The 26,503-nt window shown below is 40.7% G+C and carries 16 protein-coding genes; 8 read left to right on the top strand and 8 right to left on the bottom strand.

All coding sequences use genetic code 11. The features are described 5' to 3' along the window. Positions 1–83: 83 nt before the first annotated feature. The 5 genes from AB4153_RS05505 to AB4153_RS05485 form a co-directional block, all read right to left on the bottom strand. Positions 84–509: a nitrate reductase cytochrome c-type subunit gene (locus AB4153_RS05505; RefSeq protein WP_229368532.1), complete on the bottom strand. Its 426-nt coding sequence runs from the start codon at positions 507–509 to the stop codon at positions 84–86. A gap of 107 nt (positions 510–616) precedes the next feature. Continuing rightward, positions 617–3,100: a nitrate reductase catalytic subunit NapA gene (napA, locus tag AB4153_RS05500; protein ID WP_229368533.1), complete on the bottom strand. Its 2,484-nt coding sequence runs from the start codon at positions 3,098–3,100 to the stop codon at positions 617–619. 503 nt (positions 3,101–3,603) lie between these two features. Then, the gene (locus AB4153_RS05495; RefSeq protein ID WP_371996717.1) at positions 3,604–4,761 is read right to left on the bottom strand and encodes a lipocalin-like domain-containing protein; all 1,158 of its coding nucleotides are present in this window, start codon (positions 4,759–4,761) and stop codon (positions 3,604–3,606) included. Between the two features lie 59 nt (positions 4,762–4,820). Continuing rightward, positions 4,821–7,403, bottom strand: a complete 2,583-nt coding sequence (locus tag AB4153_RS05490) for an ABC transporter permease (protein WP_371996633.1) — start codon at positions 7,401–7,403, stop codon at positions 4,821–4,823. Then, positions 7,396–8,076 (bottom strand): ABC transporter ATP-binding protein, encoded by a 681-nt coding sequence (locus AB4153_RS05485; protein WP_371996632.1) that lies wholly within the window; start codon positions 8,074–8,076, stop codon positions 7,396–7,398. The genes AB4153_RS05490 and AB4153_RS05485 overlap by 8 nt, the downstream gene beginning before the upstream one ends. Positions 8,077–8,457: 381 nt before the next feature. Here AB4153_RS05485 and AB4153_RS05480 point away from each other — a divergent pair, with 381 nt between their 5' ends. Together AB4153_RS05480 and AB4153_RS05475 are read left to right on the top strand one after the other, a co-directional pair. Next, positions 8,458–13,749: a PAS domain S-box protein gene (locus AB4153_RS05480; RefSeq protein ID WP_371996631.1), complete on the top strand. Its 5,292-nt coding sequence runs from the start codon at positions 8,458–8,460 to the stop codon at positions 13,747–13,749. 27 nt (positions 13,750–13,776) lie between these two features. Further along, complete coding sequence (locus AB4153_RS05475) at positions 13,777–14,796, top strand: two-component system response regulator (RefSeq protein ID WP_102526556.1); 1,020 nt, start codon at positions 13,777–13,779, stop codon at positions 14,794–14,796. Positions 14,797–14,898: 102 nt separating this feature from the next. Here the strand turns inward: AB4153_RS05475 and ygfZ are convergent, their stop codons facing one another. Together ygfZ and serA are read right to left on the bottom strand one after the other, a co-directional pair. Beyond that, positions 14,899–15,858 (bottom strand): tRNA-modifying protein YgfZ, encoded by a 960-nt coding sequence (ygfZ, locus tag AB4153_RS05470; RefSeq protein WP_229368538.1) that lies wholly within the window; start codon positions 15,856–15,858, stop codon positions 14,899–14,901. Between the two features lie 153 nt (positions 15,859–16,011). Beyond that, positions 16,012–17,241 carry a phosphoglycerate dehydrogenase gene (gene serA / locus AB4153_RS05465; RefSeq protein ID WP_102527839.1) on the bottom strand — a complete coding sequence of 410 codons (1,230 nt, stop codon included), beginning with the start codon at positions 17,239–17,241 and terminating at the stop codon, positions 16,012–16,014. Between the two features lie 151 nt (positions 17,242–17,392). Here serA and AB4153_RS05460 point away from each other — a divergent pair, with 151 nt between their 5' ends. Both AB4153_RS05460 and AB4153_RS05455 read left to right on the top strand, forming a co-directional pair. Then, positions 17,393–18,004 (top strand): DUF2238 domain-containing protein, encoded by a 612-nt coding sequence (locus AB4153_RS05460; RefSeq protein WP_102527838.1) that lies wholly within the window; start codon positions 17,393–17,395, stop codon positions 18,002–18,004. A 220-nt stretch (positions 18,005–18,224) separates the two neighbouring features. Next, positions 18,225–18,890: a response regulator transcription factor gene (locus AB4153_RS05455; RefSeq protein ID WP_102527837.1), complete on the top strand. Its 666-nt coding sequence runs from the start codon at positions 18,225–18,227 to the stop codon at positions 18,888–18,890. A gap of 72 nt (positions 18,891–18,962) precedes the next feature. Here AB4153_RS05455 and AB4153_RS05450 read toward each other — a convergent pair whose 3' ends face one another. Beyond that, positions 18,963–20,501: a curlin gene (locus AB4153_RS05450; RefSeq protein WP_248956236.1), complete on the bottom strand. Its 1,539-nt coding sequence runs from the start codon at positions 20,499–20,501 to the stop codon at positions 18,963–18,965. 657 nt (positions 20,502–21,158) lie between these two features. On the opposite strand from AB4153_RS05450, the gene AB4153_RS05445 reads away from it, so the two are divergent. From AB4153_RS05445 to katB, 4 genes are all read left to right on the top strand, one after another. After that, positions 21,159–23,660, top strand: a complete 2,502-nt coding sequence (locus tag AB4153_RS05445) for a S8 family serine peptidase (protein ID WP_102527835.1) — start codon at positions 21,159–21,161, stop codon at positions 23,658–23,660. A gap of 149 nt (positions 23,661–23,809) precedes the next feature. Next, entirely contained in the window at positions 23,810–24,259 is a 450-nt protein-coding gene (locus AB4153_RS05440; protein WP_102527834.1) for a PaaI family thioesterase, read from the top strand. Positions 24,260–24,342: 83 nt separating this feature from the next. Further along, a complete protein-coding gene (locus AB4153_RS05435) occupies positions 24,343–24,588 on the top strand; it encodes a YgjV family protein (RefSeq protein ID WP_102527833.1) in 246 nt (81 codons plus the stop codon). A 351-nt stretch (positions 24,589–24,939) separates the two neighbouring features. Then, positions 24,940–26,400 carry a catalase KatB gene (gene katB, locus AB4153_RS05430; RefSeq protein ID WP_371996629.1) on the top strand — a complete coding sequence of 487 codons (1,461 nt, stop codon included), beginning with the start codon at positions 24,940–24,942 and terminating at the stop codon, positions 26,398–26,400. The last annotated feature ends 103 nt before the right edge of the window (positions 26,401–26,503 follow it).

Below are 26,503 nucleotides of genomic sequence, written 5' to 3'. Positions count from 1 at the left end.
CAAGAAGCAAGAAGCAAGAAATAAAAATGCCACTGTCAAAAGACGGTGGCATTTTATTTCTATAAATAGCAACTTAATAAAGCTTAGTTGGTATGTGTATTCTCAACAATCGCTTGTTTGTTGTCAGCTTGAGCAACATGACACTGCACACAGAAGTAGTATTTATCATCAAATGTGCCATCAGCTTTGACGTGAGATTTATCAACAGGTGTCGCTTTCATACGCGCTGCTTTCTCAGTGCTGTGACAGGTTAAACAACCATTCTTTTTAGCTGTAATTTTATATGAGTCTCTGTGCGGGATGAGCGGTGGCATATGCACAAAATCTCTTGCTAAAGCAGTACCGCGGCTTGGGTAAGTCGCTTTAGCATCTGCTGGCATTGTTGCGGTAATCGCTACATCGCCAGCAAGTGATTTAACAGTTACTGGAGCTGCTGTTTCTGCTGTTTGTTGACCTGAGCATGCGCTAAGACTGAGCACTATCGCAGCAAGGCTGAGTATTTTCTTCATGGTTTACACTCCGTCATATCCACTATATCTGTTTATAAATGGATAGAGAAAATTAGTGATTTAGTGATACCTTTTTCCATTTGATAAGGCATCACATTTCAGTCAAATTAGGCTTTAACAATTTTCACAGGACACTTCTTGAAATCCGTCTCTTTCGATAATGGATCCGTTGCATCAAGTAATAGTTTGTTTACCAGCTGTCTAGCATCAAAGAATGGCATAAATACCACGCCGACAGGTGGCTTGTTACGGCCTTTAGTTTCAACACGCGTTTTCACTTCACCACGTGGAGAAATTACTTTCACTTCATCACCATTTTTCAGGCCGCGACTGCTCGCGTCTTTAGGGTGCATGAATACTTGTGCATCAGGGTAAGACTTATGCAGCTCTGGTACACGAGCTGTCATACTGGCTGTATGCCAATGCTCAAGTACGCGACCTGTTGACATCCATAGGTCAAACTCTTCATTTGGCTCTTCAGCTGCAGGCTCAAATGGCAGAGCAAAAATCACTGCGCGTCCATCAGGTTTACCGTAGAAGTTATAACCTTCACCAGCTTTAACGTATGGATCGCTTCCTTCAACGAAACGACGAACCGTCTCTTTACCATTGACTACAGGCCAACGTGCACCACGGTTTTCATGGTAAGTATCAAAGTCTGCTAAATCATGACCATGACCACGGCCAAACTGAGCATATTCTTCGAATAGACCTTTTTGCAGGTAGAAGCCGAATGCATCGTTTTCGTCGTTGTAGTCACCTTTACATTCAGAGCTAGGGAATTTATCCACTACGCCGTTTGCAAATAGAATGTCATATAAAGTCTTGTCAGCGTATTCAGGCTTTTTAGCAATTAACTCTGCAGGCCATACTTCAGATACTTTAAAGCGCTTAGAGAACTCAACAAGCTGCCATAAGTCAGACTTAGCACCTTCAGGAGTTGGAACTTGTTGGTGCCACATATGAGTACGACGTTCAGCATTGCCGTATGCACCTTCTTTCTCAACCCACATCGCAGTAGGAAGGATTAAATCTGCAGCAGTTGCTGTCACTGTTGGGTATGGGTCTGATACCACAATGAAGTTTTCTGGGTTGCGGAAACCTGGGTAAATTTCATCGTTAATGTTTGGACCGGCTTGCATGTTATTGGTACACATTGTCCAGTAACAATTTAGCTTGCCATCTTTAAGCATACGGCTTTGAAGTACCGCGTGATAACCTGGTTTTGGCGGAATCGTACCTTCAGGTAGCTGCCATAACTCTTCAGTCATTGCACGATGTTTAGGGTTTGCTACAACCATATCGGCCGGTAGACGATGTGAGAATGTACCGACTTCACGAGCGGTACCACACGCTGATGGTTGACCTGTTAGTGAGAACGGGCTGTTACCAGGGGTGGCGATTTTACCGGTTAACAAGTGAATGTTATAAAGCATGTTGTTTGCCCAAACACCACGAGTATGTTGGTTAATACCCATAGTCCATAAGCTCATGATCTTGATGTTAGGATCAGCATACGCTTTAGCCATTTCTTCAAGATTTTCAACTGGTACGCCACTCATCTCAGATGCGTATTCAGCAGTATAAGTACTGACGAATTTTGCGTATTCTTCGAAAGAGATAGGCTTAGATTTGCCGTTACCTGGGTTTTTCGCTTTTTGCTCAAGCGGATGCTCAGGGCGTAAGCCGTAACCGATGTCAGTCACACCTTCAGCAAAGTTAGTGTGCTTGCTAACGAAGTCTTTATTAACCGCATCGTTTTGGATGATGTAGTTAGCAATGTAGTTCAAGATAACTAGGTCAGATTGCGGCTTAAATACCATTGCGTTGTCGGCAAGTTCGAAGCTGCGGTTTTCAAACGTCGATAACACATGAACCTTGCTGCCAGCGTGGCTCAAACGACGATCTGTTAAGCGTGACCAAAGGATTGGATGCATTTCTGCCATGTTCGCGCCCCAAAGCACGAAGTGATCTGCAGCTTCAAAGTCATCATAGCTACCCATTGGCTCATCGATACCAAAGGTACGCATGAAACCACCAACCGCTGATGCCATACAGTGACGTGCGTTCGGGTCGATGTTATTGGTTAAGAAACCGGCTTTATGCAGTTTAGATGCAGCGTAACCTTCCCAAATAGTCCATTGACCTGAACCAAACATACCAACAGAAGTAGGACCTTTTTTAGCGATGCTTTCTTTCCACTTGTCAGCCATAGTGTCTAGAGCAACATCCCAACTAACAGGAGTGAAATCACCTTCTTTGTCATACTTGCCATCTTTCATTCTTAATAATGGCGAAGTTAAACGGTCTTTACCGTACATGATTTTAGATAGGAAGTAGCCCTTAACACAGTTAAGACCTTTGTTAACCGGACTTTCTGGATCGCCCTGAGTCGCAACAACTTTACCGCCTTTTGTTCCGACTAATACACTACAACCTACACCACAGAAACGACATGGGGCTTTATCCCATTTTATTTCTGCAGCTTTCTCTTCTGCTTGGACCATTTTGATTGGTAAGGCAAGCCCAACAGCCGACGCGGCTGCTGTAGCGGCATTGGCTTTTAGAAACTCGCGACGGCTTATGCTCATGGTGTTTCCTCACTCTTTGCTGTTAGTTGTTAGCCCTTAAACAGGCTAATCATCGTTTTGTATGCCAAATAATGGCTTTTTCATCTCTATAGAATTGAGTTTAAACCTCACATTTCGCAAGGGTATACCTCGCAATGAGTATACTGAGTGTTTGTTGTTGTAGATCACGTTTTACGATGTGATCTGTGGCACATTTTAGAAGTTACTCAGTCACTTAATTAGTTGATGGTAATTTAACCAGTATATTGATTCTAGGTGAAGATGGTAGAAATTAAAGCTTATACAAGGCCAAAATTACACTTTTTTTAATTGTTTTTATTTTGTGCAATCATTGATGTAATTATAATCTGCCATGAATATATTAAGTCGATAAATCGTCATTATCATTAATTGATATCAGAGGCTGAGTATTACGTATGGGGTAGCATAAGTTAATACCTTTAGTTGACTTAATCTTGGTTTATATATCGCTCGTTGATATTCAACGGGTTAAAATATATTGACTAATAACCTGTGAGCTCCATATAACCATTGCCATTGTGGCTGCCACTCACTTCAATTGGGCCTTCCCAGTAAGGGATGGATAAAGGCATATTGCTGTTAGGGTTGAGTGCTGAAACTGTGACATCAATCTGTTCACTAGGAATACTTAACTGCCAACTCACTGGATAACGCCCACTGGCGGTTTGTTGCCACTGAAGTGCTGTCATCGCGATGAGTTCACTTGAATCGCCGCTGATATTGCGGCCTGTGCCATCAGCAAACATTCTTCTGGCACTGTAAAAAGCTGGTAAATCTTTATTTGCCCCGCGTAGCTGAAATAGCATTAATGCAGACTCATCATCTAAACGGATAGAAAACCAATCCCAGCCTTGTTGTGCTTTAGTCAAAAACTGAGAACTCCACTCTCTGTCTAACCAAGCTTTACCAGTCACAGCTTCTTGCTTTCCATTTCTTGTGACGGTGCCGCTTAAATCAATAAATGGCTGGCTGTAATAATAAGAGGCAACAGCAGCATCAGCACTTTTGATACTGTAACCCTTGTCACCTTGCAATTGCATTGGCGCATGGCTGGTTAAAGAAAGCTGATAACTAAATTCATTCGTTGCGACAGATAACGTAGCGGGGAAAAGGCCATCTGATCCGCTCAACCATTGCCAATCATCCAGTTTTGCTGTGAATGGCTTTGCGCTAACGTTAGCTAGTTCTGGGTGACCTCTTGACCATTTTTCTGCAGCTTGATGGGCTACTGATGACGTTAATGCAGCATGGGACATATACATTTGTGATGTTGCCCAATTTGATACTTCTGAATTTGAGCTATCTAAGTTTAAAGCTTCAGAGTTTAATGCGTCAGGGTTTGCAGCATCTAAGTCTGAAATAGCAGACTGTGCAGCTTCGGGCGCAAGTGCAATCCTAAATTGTGTCCACTGAATACCGAGTTGCTCCCCTGATTCAGTCTGCATATTGGCCGTTAAATACCACCACTCTTGGCGAAAATCATCATGACTTAAATGATCTGCAGGAAAAGATAATTGATAACCTGGGATAACAGTAGCGTATTGGTTTAATTGAGAGGAGGAATCACCCAAAATCCCGCCCATACTAATAGATGATGCAGGCTCTGGCTGACAGGCACTTAACGTGACTAAAGCAATCATGAATATGCTAGCCCGTTGGGCATTGTTGATTACTGTTAACGATATATCGGGCAACCGCTTCATAATGCCTCCTGCTGCAAGCTATTTATCAATGGTTTTCTTGTCTGCCAATATAAAGGAATAGCAATAGCGACAGCACTGGTGGTGAGCGCAATAACAACCACGCGAATGTAGGCATGCCAGTCCCATAGCATGGCGATACTCCAACCGAAGGCCTGCAGCGTGACTTTATTTATCAGTAAATAACCCAAGATTGCTCCTGTTGGCAATGCCACTAAGCAAGTGAGCAATACTATGAGCTGCATCTGCACGAATGTCATCAGTCTTAATTGGCCTTTACTGAGCCCTAAGGCATATAGTTTTGCAAGCGGCGCTTGCCTTGCTTGGGTGAGCATTAAACAGGCACTAAATAAACCAATTGCAGCGACGATGAGAGTGAGGCTATTCAGCACCATAGTGATGGAAAATGTTTGTTTGAACATTGCAATCGCTTGCTGTTTTATTTTGGCTTGATTGTACATTTGCGCAGTGCCAATAAGCTTAGTGTCGACTAATAGTTGTTCAAGTTCAGTAACGTCACCTTGATAACTGGCTGCAATACTTTTGGGTTTTTTAGGCAAGCCTATGTTTTGCCAAAACAGCTGGTCGATCACCACTTGGCCTTTAGGGTTACCATAATCAAAAAATATTCCACCAATCGTCGGTAGCGATGAATTGGGCTGTGATGAAATGGGCTGTGATGTAATGGAGAGTGCTTTGGTAAATGGATCAATAGAAAAGCTGTCGCCCAAATTCAAACCATATTTAATCGCAATGGGTTCACTAATGAGGATTTGGTTACCTGATTGAAACTCAGACCATAAATCATTGGTTTGGACTTTTAATGAGCTGGTTACTTTGGTTGAATATAAGTCTCTACTGACAAGTTCTATCGGCATATTTTGATAGGTGGAATTAATTGTCCATTGGTTATATATGCCAGTGACCTTGTCGTTTTGATCTAAAAAGTCATTTATGTCTAAGATTTTATCACTGGCAGGACGCATGTATAAATCCGCATGTAGGCGACTCTCAAGCCAAGTTTTTAACGTGACCTCAAAACTCCCGACTAAGGTATTCATTGAAATGTTTGCAGTTAAGGCTAACAGCATTGCCATCATCGCGAGTGATAAAGGGCCTATGAGTTCTTTGGTTTCTGCAATCATGTAATGCCAAATTCCAGCAGGACAAAGCCGAGCAAGCCATTGACTGATTTTATAGATAGTTAAGGGCAACAAAAGAGGAATGGCAATAATCACAACGCCCATTAACCCTAAGCTAACTTGATATTGCTTTGCGAAAGGGAAGGCAATTGCACAGCAAGCAAGACTAGATATTGCAATTGTAAACTGGATTCGATGGGTTCGGATTAAGTGACTGACTTGGCCTATTTTAGTGCTTATTCTCGCTAGTGGCTGATTGGTCAGTTGTCGATAGAGTGGCAAACATGCCAGCAGGCCTGCGAACAGTGTAAGCAACATCGCTTGAACTAACCATTGCCACTGCCAAGATCCCGGCATAAGTCTGGCGCCATAAAGTTGCTCCAAGGTCATTGCCACCATTGGTTGTAGCCATAAACTCAGTTGAAGCCCCAAAATAAACCCGATAATAGAGCCGATTAACACCAGTAAAGTCAGCTCACAGATTAATGCAATCATTAAATGATTTTTTTGAATGCCAAGTTGTAGTAATTGAACCAGTAATTTTTGACGTTTCATTAAGCTGTAGCGGACACCGTTATAGGCGATGAAAAGCCCAACTACAAAGGCAAGCATGCTCATTGCATTAAGGTTTAAATGGAAGCTACGAGTTAACTCTTGCAGCGCTTGGCCTTGGTCTTGCTCGGTAATATTAGCTTGTTGTTGCAATAGATTGCGTTGAGTTATTTGATTTATCAATGACTCAGGTTCATCAAACAATGCGATGTAAGATAGCTGTTGAGGTTGATTTAACAGTCTTTGTGCCAGAGAAATATCGGCAACAATGGCATTTCCAAGTCCTAAGTCATCATCTAAGCCAATCACTTCAAGTTTGATCGGTTTCTGCTTATCTATTGGATCTTGCAGATAAAACTCACCATTAGGTGCCACTTTATTGGCTAATGATTGGCTCATTAATAAAATGTTTTCAGCAGCAAGCAGTTTAGCAATAGGAATATCTGAGTTAACTAGATTGTTTTGCTGACGGGTATTTTCATCATTTGTAATTGATTCATTTACAGTAGCTTGAGTCGTTTGTAGGTTGATTGCTGCAAACAAATCACTGCCTTGAACCTGCCAGCGTCGACCTTCTGGATCTACAGCGAGCCCACTAACTATCGCTAATGCGTTGCTGATACCTGATTGGCGTAATCTAAAATACACCTCTTCGGTTAAATATCGCTCACCTGGATTCGGTGTTATGAGCAAACTTGCACGCTGACTGAGTAACTCGGTTGCTTCACTGTAACTACGAACAGCATTTTCATTGGTTGATTTAACCCCAATCAGTAATGTGACGGCTAAAATGATGCCGAGCAAAATGGCACCAGCTTGCAGTGGGGCATGCTTATAATGAGCCAAGAAAACATTTATGCTTAATCTTATCTCGGCAAGGCTACTCATGGATTTTTCCTTGCTCTAGATGCCAGCGCCTTTGCATGTAATTAGCACAAGTATCGCTATGGGTTACCATTAATATTGTTGTATTAGCCGCTTGTGCCAATTCACATAGTAACTGCATCACTTGCTGTCCCGCTTTTTCATCGAGATTCCCCGTGGGTTCATCAGCCAGCAATAAACTGGGTTTATGAATGAGGGCTCTTGCTATCGCAACCCGCTGCTGCTGACCGCCTGATAAGGTTTCTACTGGCCTTGCAAGGACTTCACTTAAATCAAGTTGATTGATAAGTTCATCAGCCCAAGGGCTCCACTTGAGTTTGTTTAGCTGTAACGGAAATCGGATATTGTCGAGGACATTGAGCGGGGTAAGTAGATTAAACTGTTGGAATACGATGCCAAGTTGTTGGCGACGAAAGTGGCTCCAATGGTTGTCTTGCCAACACTGGGCTTGCTGGCCTAAAAGCTGTAATTCACCGCTATCGATTTTTTCAAATCCGGCAATAATATTGAGTAAGGTACTTTTCCCTGTTCCGCTAGGACCTGTGAGTGCGATGGTATCCCCAGAGTGCAAGGCTAAATCTACGCAATCGAGAACCTGATGGTATCTGTCGCCGTCAGTAAACCCTTTAGAAACAAGTGAGAGTTGACTAACAAGATTGGTTTCGACTGTTTGCATATTAAGGCCCAGTAAATCTATGAATTACATCATCATACGATAGATTTTATATAAAAGATCGAATATTGATGAACTGAAGAAATCCCTTAGAAATCAAGATTGCTACTTTAGTTGTACTATTTTATGTTTCTTGATTAGGCTTTAAATACAATGAAGATTAAATATTTGATTATTGTTTCAGCACATTTGTAATTGCAATCATAGGCTTAAGGGTTATAGTAATAAGGGTGTTTTTTGAGCAGTTCAATCCTTCTTATGATGTATTGGTTAATGTCAGCCCATGATTTACTGTGGGCATGGTATGAATAAGCCAAGTTAAGGAAAACCGCTGTTTAAGATTGGCAATAATCAAATTTTGACTTGTAAATGAGACTTGTATTTATGGATAAAAATAAGCAGATATTACACAGTTTTCGAAGTCGAATTTTGGCTTTTATTGCCTTGCCGCTGATTTTAATCATGACGTTAGTGTATGGCTTTAATGGCTGGATTAATTACTTAGAACATGAAGAAGATGTATATCAACGCCTAGAGCAACAGGCGGTACTTTCTGCTAATCACCTTAATTTTGTTTTGGATTCCGTTCAAAATACGACTCGCGGTCTTTCTGACTATTTAACTTATATCGATAGTAATAATATATATGGTGACATTGAAAAAATTGAGCTGTTATTAATTAATCGACTCCAGCGTAATCCGAGTATTTTTGGCAGCGCGATCGCTTATCGTCCTAATTTTTTGACCGACAAACTTCGTTACGCTCCCTTTGCATATCGGGAAGGTAATGATATCAATATTATCGATATTGGTGCTGAGGCTTACGATTATACCGATGGTAGTTGGAGCTGGTGGACTGATGCGATGAACAGTAACACTGGTGTTTGGTCTGAGCCGTATTTTGACGAAGGCGCGAGTAACATCTTAATGGTGACTTATTCTAAAGCTTTCGGGAGTATTGATGATCGTTACGGAGTCGTTACTGCAGATGTTGCATTAAACAAACTGCCGCAAATAATGAAGATCCCAAGTAAAAATTTAGTCGTTCTTGATGACAACGACAAAGTCATTTTTTACGATTCAGCTAACAGTGATTTAAAAGGCAGTAGTGACAAGTGGCTGTCTGATGACCCACAAAATGATCAATTAAGATCTTTACTGGCAAACAACATAGCTGGTCAAACTGAAGCGATTACTGTTTCAGGCGACCGTTTTCTTGTCAGTGTCGCAATCGTGTCATCGCTAAATTGGCAAGTGGTTATTGCGACCAGTGACAGTGAGCTTAATCAGTATTTTCTATCCAACGTTTCAAGATTAGCCTTCATATTATTGTTGTTATCAATTGCGCTGTTATTCACTAGCATTCTTGCATCTAAACGTTTAAGCCGTCCTCTAGAAAACCTAGAAAATGGCATTATGGACTTTGGTGAAGGGAAAATTGATCGCTTGCCCTCTGATAAAGTTAACATTTCAGAAGTGTCGACATTAACCAATAAGTTTAATCAATTAGCTGACCTACTATCAGAAAGAGAGTTGGCGTTAAAAGACTCTACTGGCAGCCGCTTTGCAAGTCTGATCGATGGTATGAGTGATAAGTCATTTTATTGTTCTTTAGACCCAAAAGGGCAGTTAGCTCAAGTGAGTGACGGAGTAAAGAAAGTTCTAGGGGTTGATGCTGATACTTTGAAAAGAAAGTACCAGCGGATGTTTACTGCTGATCCAATTAATGAGGTTAATTGGAATTATATGGAGCAAGCACTGGAAGGAAAAATTGTGCCTGCACACCAAGTTGAAATGCTCGCTGCCGATAGCCAAATAAGACGCTTGGATGTCTTTATGCAGCCTCTTGTTGCTGACTCTGGTGACATCATTTCTGTAGAGATGCTATTTACTGATGTGACAGAGCAATTTTCTGCAGCGCTATGGTCAAATGCAGTGATAGAGTCATCGCCTCAAGCCATGCTAATTGTTGATGAACATGGCGGTATAATTTTTACTAATACACGTTGCCAGGAATTATTTGGCTATCCAGCTGATGCACTTTTAGATATTAATGTTGAATTACTATTTCCTGAGCGTTTTAGAGAAAAGCATGATGCAGTTAGGGCTGTCTTTTTAGAGCAAGGGTTAACCCGTTTCACCACCCCGAAAGAAGGTTGGGTGGCGTTAAAATCAGATGACACAGAAATTAGGGTAGAAATTAACTTAGCCTTACTGCCGATAGCCCATGATGGCAAGAAACAAATTGCTGCCACTATTCGCGATCTCACCAGTCAGATGGCTATCGAACGTAAGATAAAAGACAGCGAAAGCCGTTTTAGAGGCTTGGTGGCTAATATACCGGGTGCAATATATCGAACCCGCATAAGCGATAATTGGACGATGGAATATGTCAGTAATAACATCGCAGACATAACCGGTTATCCAGCCTCAGATCTGATAGAAAGCCATAAACTTCAGTTTAATACCATTATCCATCCTGATGATGATGCCGATTGTTTTACGGCAATATCTCAGGCAATTGAAACTCAGCAAAACTTTGATGTTGAGTATCGTATTTTTCATCGTGATGGTAGCGTCAAATGGATCCATGAGAAAGGCAAAGCCAGCTATGATGAGCAAGGAAAACCATTATGGTTCGATGGCAGTATTAATGATGTCACTGAAAGTAAAAAGGCTTTAGAAGCGATTCAAAACTCACAAAAACAGTTAGAAAACATCACCGAATCCTTACCTAACTTAGTGTATCAAATGATATGGCACTCGGAGACTGAACGAGAGTTTAGCTTCCTCTCTGAGGCGTGTATTAGCATCATCGGTTTTCCTCGCGACATGTTAATGCAAGATTTAGATTTATTAATCGGGCGTATTATTGACACTGAAAGACAAACGGTTATTGATGATTTGTCGGGTAAAGGCGAAGACGGTTTACATTGGGTCACTGAATTTAGGTACCGACACCCCTCTGGTGAGGTGATTTGGTTACAAGCTGGTGCTAAAGGTCAAGCATTAGCAAATGATGCCATTCTCTGGAATGGCTATTTGATGAATATTACCGATCGTAAGAATGCTGAAACTCGTTTAGCTGATAGGGAAAAGCACTTACGCACCTTACTTAATACAGCAGAGATGGGCATTGTTAATATTGATACTCATGGTGTGATTATTAATTGCAATGAGCATTTTGGTCGTAATATTGGCATTAACTCCAACGATTTAGAAGGTAAGCTGTTTTTCGAGTTCATGGTTGTAGAAGATAAAGTATTAGCCAGAGAAAGATTTGATTTGTTAATCAGTGGGGCGTTTGAAAACTTTAATATTGAACCACGGGTACTCAGCCAAAATGGTGAAAATATTTGGATGGACATGACCTTTGCCGCGCTTAAAAATGAGCAAGGAGAAGTGACATCTTCAGTGGTTTCAATGGCAGATATAACCAGTTTAATGACAGTATCAAACGAGTTGAAACAAGCCAAAGACGAAGCTGATGCTGCCAGTAAAGCTAAAAGTGATTTCTTAGCGAATATGTCCCATGAAATTAGAACCCCAATGAATGCCATTATTGGTATGTCACACCTGTGTCTGCAAACCGATTTAAATAAGAAACAACATAATTTTGTTGAGAAAATTGAGCGAGCGTCTAAATCCTTACTTGGGATTATTAATGATATTTTGGACTTTTCAAAAATTGAAGCTGGAAAAATGGAGATTGAAATCGTGCCATTCCAGCTTGATACCATGTTGGAAGATCTCAGTGACATGTTTGCCGCAAAAGCGGCTGAGAAACAATTAGAGTTGCTGTTCTCTGTTGCGCCAAATATTCCAAGTCATTTAATGGGCGATCCGCTCAGGTTAAGTCAGGTGTTAATAAACTTGATGAATAATGCGATTAAGTTTACTGATCGTGGTGAAGTGATTTTAGCGATTGAATCTATTAGTCAGCAAGGTGATGAACTTGAGCTTAAGTTCAGTGTGAGAGATAGCGGTATCGGTTTAACTCCGGAGCAATGTAACAAACTGTTTAAGTCGTTTAGCCAAGCTGACAGTTCAACAACCAGAAAGTATGGCGGAACAGGGTTAGGTTTAGCGATTTGTAAGCAACTTGTAGAGCTGATGGAGGGTGAAATTGGTGTTGAAAGTAAGCGCGGTATCGGCAGCACTTTTTACTTTTCTGCTAATGTCAGTAAGGCTGATGACCTGCAGCTTAAAGTGACTCAAGAGCTGGAAGGGATGGAAATCTTAGTGGTTGATGATAATCAAACCGCACGAGACATTTTGCACACTATGCTTAAAAGCATGGGCTTTAACGTCGCGCTGGCCAAAGATGGCACAGAAGCGATATCAATGTGCCATTCTAATGAATATCAACTAGCCTTAATTGATTGGAAAATGCCAGGGCTTGATGGCCTTGCTACAGCTGAAACCATCATCCAGCAAAGTGCAAACCCACCGCTTACCATTATGGTTTCAGCTCATGCAACAACGGAATTTACAGATTCTATCAATGACATGGGAATTAATGGCTATATAACCAAACCTGTTAGCGCGTCTCGTTTGCTTGATGCCATTATGTCGGCGCTAGGTAAGCAAGGGCATATGCCAGTTAGGGCGAAAGCCACAGAGCTTAATGAGGCCTTATTACAGCAATTGAATGGTAAAAAAATATTGTTAGTTGAAGATAACGATATGAATCAAGAGGTTGCCACAGAGTTTTTAGAGCAAGTGGGAATTGATTTAACGATTGCTGATAATGGTCAGATTGGCTTAGATAAATTAGCTCAGCAAGAATTTGACTTAGTATTAATGGATTGCCAAATGCCAGTCATGGATGGTTATACCGCCACAGAACAGTTGCGAAGAAATCCTGCGTACGAAACTTTACCTGTTATTGCAATGACGGCTAATGCGATGGCGGGAGATAAAGAAAAGTGCCTCAGTGTAGGGATGAATGACCATGTGGCTAAGCCGATAGAGGTTGCTTTACTTTATCAAACCTTACTTAAATATTTAGGCGATAAAGTCAGTGATATCGAGTTAGCCACCCCTGAAAAAACTGCCAATATTAAAGTGGAAACCTGGCCACAACACCCAGATATTGATGTCGATCGTGGTTTGCAACTGGTGCAGAACTCAGCGAGATTATATCGAAAGATTTTAACTCGTTTTGTTGAAGGTAAACGCAATATTGCAACGCAAATAGCAGCCGCGATAGAAGCCGATAATCGAGAGGATGCTGTTAGATTTGCTCATACTCTTAAAGGTTTATCGGGTAATTTAGCCAGTAATAAACTGTCTGAGCTTGCTGCGGAACTTGAAAAGAACTTGATTGACGAAGTTGAGTTTTCAGTTGAACTTAATGCCATTGATATGCTGGTGAGGTCATTATGTGAAGCCATAGATCTGTGGTTGAATAATAATGAGTCAAAAGTAAAGACTGAGTCAGCTGATCTCATTAGTAACGATGCTTTTCTCAGTTTATTAGATGAACTGTTGGTGTTGCTAGATGACGGTGATGCGAGTGCAATCGATATGATTGATAGCCTAGAGATGCAGGTGAATCATCAAACCTGGGATCAATTAAAACCAGTAGGGTTAATGATTAAAGGTTATCAGTTTGAAGATGCGGTTGAGTTGATTAAGCAAATTCGTCAACACTCCTCCCAAGCAACAGATTAATATTAAGCAAAGATATAGGTAATTAACATGGAAAAAGCGACTGTGCTGATAGTTGATGATACGCCTGAGAATATCGATATCTTAGTCGGAATTTTGGGTAGTGATTACAAAATCAAAGTTGCCATAGATGGACCTAAAGCGCTAGCTCTCGCACAAAAATCATCTCCTGATTTAATATTGCTTGATGTAATGATGCCTGGAATGAATGGGTATGAAGTATGTCAAAAACTGAAAAATGAACCTTTAACCTGCCATATTCCAGTGATATTTGTGACTGCACTTTCTGATACTGAAGATGAAACTAAAGGCTTTGCGCTCGGCGCAGTTGATTATATTACTAAACCTGTCAGCCCAGCAGTCGTTAAAGCGCGGGTTAAAACACATTTAAGCTTGTACGACCAAAAAAGGTTATTAGAGTCGGAAGTGGAACATCGTACTAAAGAGCTAAAAGAAACGCGTTTTGAAATTATTCGCAGATTAGGGCGAGCTGCAGAATACAAAGATAATGAAACAGGATTACATGTTGTTCGTATGAGCCATTATGCAAGATTACTTGCTATGGCTGCAGGGCATTCCTCTCGGTTTTGTGAACTGCTATATAATGCAGCGCCTATGCATGACATCGGTAAAATCGGTACACCAGATGCCATTCTCAAGAAACCAGGAAAGCTAGATGCGGATGAGTGGAAAGAAATGCAAGCTCATGCAGCAATCGGTGCTGAAATCATTGGTGAACATGATGACCCTTTATTACAAATGGCCAAAAGAATTGCTATTAGTCATCATGAAAAGTGGGATGGCAGTGGCTATCCTTACGGGCTTGTTGGTGAAGATATTCCGATTGAAGGGCGTATAATTGCTATCGCTGATGTGTTTGATGCACTGACATCGGCAAGACCTTATAAGAAAGCTTGGACAGTGGAAGATACGTTGAGTTTGATTGAGAAAGAATCAGGTAAGCACTTTGATCCAGAACTGGTTGAGAAATTTAAATCTGTCATGGATGATGTGAAATTGATCAAAGCCGAGCATGAAGAGTCATTCTAGCGTGTTATAAAATATTGTTTCTTAATATCTTATTATATAAAAAAGGATAAATACTTAATGTATTTATCCTTTTTTGCTTTACTACTGTACCAAGATAAATGATTAATCTTCCAACGAGTAAGGCAGTGCAATAACACTGAGCTCACTTGTTTCATCTTCTTTAATACGCAGTTTTGCATCATTTTCTGTGTCGTTAGCAAGAACCGCAGTGAGTAAGACTTTACCTTCATGCTGTACTGACTCAATGACTTTACCTGCACGACGAAATCCGTCTTCATCAGCAATTTCAATTTGAGTTTCGCTGCTAACTGTTTCTGATGTGGTTCCGGTAAGGATATATAAAGCACGCTTATTACCGCCGCGATACTTCATTCTTGCGATTGTTTCTTGCCCCATGTAACAGCCTTTTTCAAAGCTGATACCGTTGACGGCTTGTACATTACACATTTGAGGAACAAATTCGCCACTGTGGTTCGCATCAATATTGGCATAACCTGACTTGATTTCAAGAGCTTGCCAAGTTGCAGCCTCTTGTAAAACTTGTTCTGAAGCTGCAACTAACTCATGGGCTTTTACGGCTTCTGTGATAACAATGAAACGTTCACCATCTTTAAGGATAATAGTATCTGCAACTGTGGTTAATTCAGCTGTGATGTCACCAAATTGCTGGGCAATAAATGCTGCCGCATTTTTTCCTGCCAAACCCAGAATGATTTTATCAGCGGTAACATCAATTAATTCAGCTTTACTGAAAACGGCATATTTTTGCCATTGCGCTAAGCTCAGAGGCAGGACTGAAGCAGGTAATAGGGCAAATAGCTGCTCAGCAATTGAAAAGGTTCTAAAGCTTGAAAGCATTTTACCTTTCGCATCGCAATGTGCACCCCAACGCCATTGATCATCCTGTAATGACATGATGTCAGTCGTCACTTGACCGTGAATAAAGGTTTTGCCCTGTTCACCGGTTATTTCAATTAAGCCTAAATGAGTAAGATTGGCGACTAATAAGTCAGGAGAGGTATGTAAAAAATCCCAATCAGGCAGAGTCGTTGCAAGTGTCATAAACTAATTCCTAAGATGACCAACAGATATATGGATTGAGTGTAACGGAAATCATTAACGCTCAAAAGAAAAAGCTATCTCCAATTGAATGAAGATAGCTTTATTTCACAGTTCACCTGTACAGCTAAAAGTACGTCAAATTAACACTGGTGGTTAAAATAAAACGCGAGTACGAATCGTACCTTCAATTGCTTTTAACTCGCCTAAGGCTTGTTCTGCTTGATTCGAATCAACTTCCATTACTACATAACCAATCTCTGCAGTTGTTTGCAGGTATTGTGCAGCAATGTTAATGCCTTTTTCAGAGAAGGCTTGGTTAATTTTAATCAATACACCAGGTCGGTTATGGTGAATGTGCAGTAAACGCGAAGTGCCTTTGTGTTGCGGTAAAGAAACTTCTGGGAAATTAACTGCAGAAACCGTTGAACCGTTATCTGAATATTTGGCTAGCTTGCCAGCAACTTCAATGCCGATATTCTCTTGTGCTTCAGCTGTACTGCCACCAATATGCGGGGTAATGATGACATTATCTTGGCCGCGTAATGGGCTGATAAATTCGTCATCATTTGATTTTGGCTCGACTGGAAATACATCGATAGCTGCGCCAGCAAGGTGACCTGATTTCAATGCATTTGATAGTGCGTCGATATCAACCACAGTGCCACGAGATGCATTAATGAAAATACTTTTCTCGCGCATTTGAGCAAACTCTTTTTCACCAAACATATCTTTTGTTTGAGGCGTTTCAGGGACATGCAAACTGATCACATCAGCTTCACCTAATAACGTTTCTAACGAATGAATTTGGCTTGCGTTGCCTAAGGGTAGCTTATCTTCAATATCGTAGAAAACCACTCGCATACCTAAGGTCTCAGCTAAAATACCAAGTTGAGTACCAATATGGCCGTAACCAATAACACCAAGGGTTTTCCCACGGACCTCATAGCTGCCACTGGCACTTTTAAGCCAGCCACCACGATGGGCATGAGCATTTCGCTGAGGAATACCACGCATTAGCATGATGATTTCACCTAAGACTAACTCTGCAACACTGCGGGTATTAGAAAAAGGCGCATTAAATACCGGTACACCGAGCTTTTCAGCAGTGGCGATATCAACTTGGTTTGTGCCAATACAGAAACAACCAATGGCGACGAGTTTTTCAGCATGATTTAACACGTCTGCAGTTAATTGAGTACGGGAACGCAAACCAACAAAGTGCGCATCCTTAATGGATTGCAGCAACTCATCTTCAGGTAAAGATGCTTTATGGTATTCAATGTTTGTGTAACCTGCACGCTCAAGTACATCGACCGCAGTTTGGTGGACGCCCTCCAACAGCAGGATTTTTATCTTATCCTTGTCAAGCGAGTGTTTCGCCATGATATGGGTACCCTCTTATCAATAGTTATGCTTATGTTATGCTGATATAAACGCCCGACCAAAGTAGCACTTTTTTTAACGCTTGTAGAGGGCTAGATGGCTAAAGTTAATATTCTAATTCTAGAACAATATCATCTAAGAGGGATTTAGTTTGAATAAGAAAGTTATATGGATAGTTATATATTGCGCAGTTTTAGTTTGGTCAGTCATTTCGCCTAAAGATATGTTTACATGGTGGTTAGAAGCATTACCTGCCTTATTGGCAATTCCTATCTTATTTTTCACACGTGATCGGTTTCCGTTAACACCACTTTCCTATGTTTTAATACTCATTCATTGCTGTGTGTTACTCGTTGGAGCTAAGTACACCTATGCAGAAGTGCCTTTATTTGATTGGATAGCGCAGTGGATGGGGAGCGATAGAAATAATTACGACAAAATAGGCCATTTAGCTCAAGGGTTTATTCCAGTCATTTTAGCTCGTGAGGTCATGCTAAGAAACCAAGTACTACAACCAGGGTATTGGTGTCAGTTTTTGTCTGTATGTTTCGTTCTGGCATTTTCAGCTTTTTACGAATTAATCGAGTGGTGGGTTGCTATTGGAACAGGTGAAGATGCAGAAGCATTTTTAGGTACTCAAGGTTACGTCTGGGATACTCAATCTGACATGTTGATGGCCTTATTAGGAGGTATTAGTGCTTTAGTAGTGCTTACTCGATTGCATAATAAACAGTTAGCATCACTGATAAAAAATAAAAATTAGTGTTTTATGCTTTTTGTAGCATGAAGTTAAGTTTTTTTATGCTATTAATAGAGGGTATTATAAGGACTTATCGTTTTATTTAATGCGTTAGTATGACAAAAAAAACATATTAACTAGTTAAAATATACTATGATTGAGTATTGTTACTATTTTGTTATCGAAATTCAGGAAGAAACCCGTTAGATCGGGATGTTAGGGATGCTTTTCAGGGAGAAAAGTGATGAGCTCAAATATTGATGAATTAGTTTTCTTACACCAAGTTGCAGCGCCATGTAATTTGGCCATTCTTGCGGAATCAATAGGTCTTAAAACCAGGATAGTTAAACATGCTAGTGATTTGGAAGTAGAAAAAAATTCCAACAGTTTTTATTTGGTGGCGCAAAAGGGCGCTGCTTTAGACAGTAAAGGGATACCTTTACTTGTGTCTCGTTTGGTTAACCATGTGCCAGTTGCTTTATATCAAGTTGAGCGAGGCTCCTTAGATCAAGAGTCAGCGTTATTACTGGGCGTAAGAGGGCTACTCTACTCCGATCAACGTATGGACTTGATGTTGACAGGGCTGCGTAAAATGGTAGCTGATGAACTTTGGTATGACAGGCCGTTAATCAGTAAAATTTTCCGTAGATTAGTACAAAAGTTAGATGCTAATACGGAGATTCCACCAGATACAGTTGCCATGCTTCAGATGCTAACTAGTCGCGAAAGAACGATTATCCAACTTGTGTCTAGTGGTGCGAGAAATAAAGAGATAGCCCATCGCTTATGTATTAGCGAGCACACAGTTAAAGCACATATTTCTTCTATTTTTCGTAAAACTCAGTCGCGAAATAGAGTTGAGTTATTACGTTGGGCACAAACTTATCAAGCCCACTTTGAATTTGCGTAATTTATAGATTAAATCAAAACAAAAGGGAGCATATAGCTCCCTTTTTTGTTTTATGTTGTCAATACTCGAATATTAATTTTGATATACAGTCGCAGTATTGAAATCACCGGTTTGAGAAACATTAATCATGCCGTTTTCGCCGATTTGTGAGCCAATGACTAGGTTATCATTACCCATTTGCGAGATAGTTAAGTTATTGCTGTAACCATCGACTGAGAAGTAACCTTCATCACCGCCAATCCAGTTTCCGTCACCTTGTTGAGTAATATCAACGACGTGTTCATCGCCAAAAGCAACTACGTCAGTGAGGTTAAATTCACCGTCTTGAGCAATATCGATAACTTGAGCAATACCGATATTAGTCAAGCTCGCTTCGTTATCTGAACCTACTTGCTCAGTAGTCACTTCATTTTCAAATCCAATAGTATCTACATAAGCAAAGTTAGTATCGCCTGTCTGATCAACTGTCACCATATTGTCATCTAAATTAACAAACACTGCGACTTCATTGTTCATGCCTTCAGAGCTAACGCTGACCTCATTGCCAAAGCCATAAGTCCCTGATGCGACATAGTTTGATTCACCATCCTGTAATACTGTGACGGTATTTTCATCTCCGCTGGTTTCAAATTCTGTTAAATTAGACATACCAGCTTGATCGATATCGATGACATTGTCATTACCAGAAATGACAGCGATGTTAGCATCACCTACTTGGTTATCTGTACCATCTTGGTAGATATAGACTTCATTGCCATCGCCAGTTGCAAATTCAATCACAGCGCTGTTTACATCACCTGATTGGTCGATAACGATGTCGTTACTATTACCTGTAAGACTAGCCACAACCCCTGTATTAGCATAACCAGATTGATTGATTTCAATGTTATTGCTGTCGCCGTATACGCCAATGGCTGCACCAAAGTTTTCGTCACCTGATTGGTCAACGAATAAGACATTGTCATTACCTACATTGGCTGTACCACCCGGTGCGACGAGTCCTGCTTGGTTATTATTACCATCTTGAGTGATGACACCTTCGTTACCATTACCATCAACACGGAATACTGCTAAGTTAGCTGAACCATATTGTGTGGATTGCGTAAGGTTACTATCACCTACATGTTGAATGATGCTGTTGTTCTGAAATCCATCTTGCATAGTGTCAGCGATGTTTTCGTTACCAAGTGCAGTAGTTTCACTGGTATTCCAAAAACCTGATTGATTCACGGTCGCTTGGTTATCATTACCGGTAATAGCGACATTAGAAATATGCCAATCATCTACTTGGTTAGTCGTAACAAGATTCCCATCACCTGCAGAAGTTATATATGACTCTTGCCAATCACCAGATTGAACAACCTCAGCTATTTGATCATTTCCGTTTTGGGTGACTTCAGCCACATGGCGTGAACCTGATTGTGATACTGACGTATCCTGACCTAGGCCATTTTGCTCTACGGTTGATTGGTTATTAACAGCAGCTGCAACTTCTGCTGATTTTTCAACGGATGCAACACCAGGCAGTGATAATCCTGTAGCTGAAACGGGTAAAGCGAGGCTAGTAGCGATGGCGAGTGAGATTAACGATAACTTTGTTTGCGACTTCATTTGACGCTCCCTGTAAGGATATTGAGTGAGTTGATAGCTGTTTTGCTATCTTTCAATATTGAAATTCGCCTTCTAAATACAAGCAAATCAGGCTTAAAAAAGCCAATGTTGATTATCTGATATTTGAAGGTGAGCAAGTAAGTAAACTTGTTATTGACGTTCATCAATATGAATTAGCTAGGGCATTAATAATCAAAATATAAACCTAAGAAATTGCTTATTCGATATCTCTTTATCGGTTTAATTCTTTGCTGACGTATTTGATTACTAAACCGCATCCTTTAGCTGATTTGACAAGTTACAGAGTTAACTTACGGATTGAAGAGAGTTATCTCAATCGGAAGAATGGCTATATTTTTGAGGGTTTTTAACAAGAGAACTTTCGTACTACAAAATTTTAAGTTGTTGTTATATTTGGTTTTGTGTTGTTGTTTTTCGTTTGTAGGCGAATTGCTTACACTAATAGGATTAGTAGTTTATTACTATTTAAGGTTTAGCTACTTTTATTCTGCTTTCATTATGACAACAATCAAAAGGCTACAACAATTCCGGGTTTCACTTCGTGGAAAACCAACTCGCTTAATAGGCTAATGGAAAAGCTACCAGTGTTGAGGTACCGGTTCTGGGAATTAATAATGGAATATAGGAAAGCCAGAAATGATAAAAACAATGACTCCAATTGCAATTGCAATTGCTTCTACTATGGCACTAAATGTTGCCCCTGCAATCGCTAAAAACAAAGTTGAATACAAGAAAGATCAAATTCTTGTGGTTTATAAAGATAATGTCACTAAATTTGAAAGACTTTCAGCACAGCGTTTAGTGAACGGTACGTTAACCGATAAGAATTTAGATGGTATTGATGATAAATTTCAACATTTATTATCAGGTCGTCTTGCAAAACTTGAGTTAAAAAGTGGCAGTGATTTAGATGCCGCGATTAAAATGATCAGTAAACACCCTGCGGTTAAATATGCTGAGCCTAACTACACATATAGAGCACTAGGAATGCCAGATGATCCTAGTTTTGTTGATATGTGGGGCTTACATAATACAGGCCAATCAGGAGGAACCTCTGGAGCTGACATTGATGCAGTGGCTGCTTGGGACATCACCACGGGCAGTAGTAACGTGGTGATTGGTGTGATTGATACTGGTGTTGACTATAACCATCCTGATCTCGTTGCCAATATGTGGGTAAACCCAGGTGAAATTGCAGGAAACGGCATTGATGACGATGGCAATGGCGTAATCGATGACATTCATGGCTATAACCCTACAACAGGTACTGGTGATCCTATGGACGGCAATGGCCATGGTACTCACGTTGCGGGCACTATAGGTGCGACTGGTAATAATGGTGTTGGTGTAGTGGGCGTTAACTGGGACGTCACTATGATTGGTTGTAAGTTCCTATCAGATGGTGGAACGGGGAGTACTGAAGACGCCATAGCGTGTATTGATTATTTTACTAACTTAAAAGTTAATCATGGTGTTGATGTTAAAGCGACAAACAACTCATGGGGTGGCGGTGGATTTAGCCAAGCACTTAAAGATTCCATTGAATCGGCAGGTGATCAAGGCATCTTATTTGTTGCTGCAGCGGGTAATGACGCCATAGATAATGATGTTAATCCACATTATCCATCAAGTTATGACTCAGATGTTGTACTTTCTATTGCGAGTACTGATAGAAATGATGCAATGTCGGACTTTTCACAATGGGGCCTTACAAGTGTTGATATGGGGGCGCCAGGCACATCGATTTTATCAACTTTCCCTAATGATAGTTATGGCACTATTTCAGGCACTTCTATGGCAACGCCACATGTCGCCGGGGCTGCAGCATTAGTTTGGTCTGTTGCACCTGATATTGGCGCTGTTGAAATGAAGCAGCTATTAATGGATTCAGGTGAAGTTAATGCTGGTTTAACGGGCTTAACTGTTGCAGGTACCCGATTGAATGTCGCAAATGCTTTAGATGCAGCAGATCCTGATCCTTCATTTAATTTATCAGCTTCGCCAAGTTCGCAGTCGGTAGAAGCGGGTAGTGCTGTTAGCTATGACTTCTCTGTTGGCAGTATTGCTGGTTGGGATGATCAAGTGAGTTTAACTGTATCGGCTTCTCCAGCGTTAGATGGTGTCAGTTTATCAACCGCCACCGCAATGGCTGGTGATAATTTTACCCTCGATGTGGCGACATTAGACGATGCTGCTTGGGGCAATTATGTATTGACCGTATCTGCCGATGACGGTATGACAGTCAAAGATAAAGCCGTTGCGTTGACAGTATATCCGGCTGGATTAAATGACTTTACTTACGGTAATGATACGCCAGTTGATATTTCAGACAATACCACTATCACAAGTACGATTGAAATCGCTGACCCTGTTCAAATCTTTGATTTAGCAGTTAATGTCGATATTTCACATACTTGGATCGGTGATCTAATCGTAACCTTAACCTCACCAAATGGTACAGAGGCAGTGTTACACGATCGTGCTGGCGGTAATACTGATGACTTAGTTCAGACTTGGAGTTTATCTGAGTTTGATGGTGAAGTTGCTGCTGGTACGTGGACCTTGTCGATTTCAGATAATGCAGGTGGCGATACCGGTGCACTTAATAGCTGGGGACTCGATATTTCTGCGCTAGGTGAAGCAGCACCAGCAGCGCCTCTGGCAAGTTTTGATTATGATGTTGATGGATTAATGGTGACTTTCACCAATACTAGTTCAGATATTAACGATGATATTGTCAGTTACGAGTGGGATTTTGGTGATGGCAATATGTCTTCAGATGTCTCTCCTGCTTATATGTATGCAGCTGGTGGAACGTATACTGTTTCTCTTGTTGTGACTGATAGCGAATCGCAGACTGATACTGTTTCTATGGATGTTGAAGTATTTGAATATTCAATTGATGCAGCAGTTACACGCACAATGAAGTCTCGCCGAGGTAGTGCGCTAGTCGATTTAACTTGGAGTGGTGCAGTGGGTGAAGATGTCGCTATCTATCGTGATGATGTCATGGTGTCTACAACGTCTAATGATGGTCGCTTCCGAGATCGTTTCACTGACGCGCCAGCAGAAGTGACTTATAAAATATGTGAAACAGAGTCTAGCTTATGCTCAGATCCTATTGTTGCAGTTTTTTAATGTTTCAATAATTCTATGTAAATAGAGTGAAAATGAAAGAAAGGGATGGCTTGCCATCCCTTTTTATATATAAGCATTTTTTGTAAATGCTTTGATATTAAAAGGCTAATCAGTAGACTAATGATAATTTATTACTTTGGATGGATGTCATGAGTATTTGGTTTAGAGAAGTTACATTAGAAGATTGTGCCAAAATGGATATCGGGATGCATGGAAAGGGCACCTTGATGAAAACACTAGGGATTAAAGTGACTGAAATTGGTGATGATTATATGGTGGCAACAATGCCTGCCGATCCTTCAGTACATAACCCTCTTGGTATTGTTCATGGTGGTGCCAATGTCGCACTTGCTGAAACTGTTGCCAGTTACGCAGCTAACTTTGTTGTCGACTTCGAAAACTTTTACTGTGTTGGTCAAGAAATCAATGCTAATCACTTAAAAGCATCGCGTAAAGGCGAATTAATTGCCACAACTAAGCCGGTACACATAGGCAAAAGAAGCTCAGTCTGGGAAGTGCTTATAACTAACAGCGCTGGTGAATTGTGTTGTATTTCGAGAATGACAGCAGCCGTAGTAGCACGTAAATCAACTAAATAAACATAACTGTCGAAACTTGAACCTGTGTGAATGATTAAAATTAACTACACTGACAATATGATGCTTTTAAAGAAGGATGATGAATGGAAGCTGCAACAATTTGGGAATGGGTAGGCTACCTCGCTTCTGTCGTGGTCGCGATTTCGTTGATGATGTCTAACATCAAAAAACTTCGGTGGTGGAATTTAATTGGTGCTGCACTATTTGTAGCCTATGGATTGGCTATTGACGCAATCCCTGTTGCCTTAGTTAACTTTTTTATTGTACTTATAGATGCATACTATTTAGTTAAACTATATCGTGAGCCGTCCAAGCCTGTAGACAATTAGAAAGGCTATTGGGTTACGCTGGTTAAATTATTATGCGGCTGCATTTTAATAGATAACTTATTAAGTTACCAGCCTGTAAAGTATTGATACATAACTTACATTTATTGTTGTTTTAGATCAAACTCAGCTATTAAGTCGTACAATATTATAAAGAGTGATGCAATGCATCGCTCTTTTTTTATTTGTTTAATCGTATTTGTCAATCAAGGCAATCAGATTTAATCGTTTTTACATTTAATCTTCGATTGGTATTATGAATTCAATGAAACACAGCCAGGAGAGATATCGTGGCAACAGTATTTGATTTAATTGAACAATGGTTACTAGCTGAATAATTTAAAGGTAAATAAAATGAACAATAACTACTTAACAAGCCAGAATGGCGCTCCAATTGCCGACGATCAAAACTCTCTGTCTGCTGGTGAACGCGGGCCGCTATTACTGCAAGATTGGCATTTAATTGAAAAGCTTGCTCATTTTAACCGCGAAAGGATCCCTGAGCGTATCGTACATGCAAAAGGTACAGGTGTTTACGGTAAATTTACCTTAACCAAAGATCTTAGTGATTACACCATTGCAGAACATTTTAACGGCGTAGGTAAAGAGACTGAGACGTTTATTCGTTTCTCTACAGTAGGTGGAGAAATGGGTAGCGCAGATGCTGAGCGTGATCCTCGTGGTTTTGGTCTGCGTTTTTATACTAAGCAGGGTAACCATGACATTGTTGGTAATAATACACCGACTTTCTTTTTAAGAGACGGGATCAAGTTCCCTGATTTCATTCATACTCAAAAGCGCAACCCGCAAACCAATTTAAAAGATCCTCAAGCGATGTGGGATTTCTGGTCATTAAACCCTGAAGCCATGCATCAAGTGACAATTTTAATGTCAGACCGTGGTATCCCAGCTAACTATCGTCAAATGCATGGTTACGGTTCGCATACATTCTCTTTCTGGAATGCAAAAGGTGAACGTTTCTGGGTTAAGTTCCATTTTAAATCACAGCAAGGTGTAGTGAACTTAACTGGTGAACAAGCCGACGTGCTAAAAGGCATTGATCCTGATTCATCACAGCGCGACATGGTTGCAGCCATTGCGGATAGTAATTTTCCTAAATGGACAGTGAATGTGCAAATCATGCCTGAAGCAGAAGCGAATACGTATGCTATCAACCCATTTGATTTAACTAAAGTTTGGCCGCATTCTGATTACCCACTGATTGAAATTGGTGAACTAGAATTGAATCGCATGCCTGAAAACTATTTTGCTGAAGTTGAGCAAGTTGCCTTAGCACCAAGTAATTTTGTACCAGGTGTGGGCGCATCGCCAGATAAAATGCTTCAAGCACGTTTGTTCTCGTATGCAGATGCTCAGCGTTACCGTATCGGGACTAACTACAATCAGTTACCTGTGAACTGTCCGCACGCAGCTAAAGCCAATCATCATCAACGTGCTGGTGCAATGGCTGGGACTCAATGTCCTTACAATGGCTCGCAAACCGGTGCTGACTCAAGCGCAAACTATGGCCCTAATACGGTAGATGGTGGTCTTAAAGATACGAGTCAATTTGCAGAGCCACCGTTAAGACTTGATGGCGAAGCTGACAGATATAGCCGTTACGACCAAGATGATTATACGCAAGCGGGTAACCTGTACCGTATTTTCAGTGAAGAAGAGAAGCAACGTTTAGTTGAAACTATTGCTGGAACGTTGAGTCAAGTGACTGCAGATGTACAACAGAAAATGGTTGCGCACTTTACTCAAGCAGACGCAGATTATGGTCAACGAGTTAACGCACTTTTAAAGGGTTAATCTTTAAAGTGTAAGTTGTTTTTATTGCTATAAAGTGATTTTAACGAGTAAAAGGAAGGTATATACCTTCCTTTTTTATGTTTGTTAGTGAAGGCTTAAAGCT

Origin of the sequence: Shewanella sp. 10N.286.52.E4 (assembly GCF_041468785.1) — a bacterium.
GTDB classification, from domain to species: Bacteria; Pseudomonadota; Gammaproteobacteria; order Enterobacterales; family Shewanellaceae; genus Shewanella; species Shewanella electrodiphila.
This window is presented reverse-complemented; position numbering and strand designations above follow the sequence as displayed.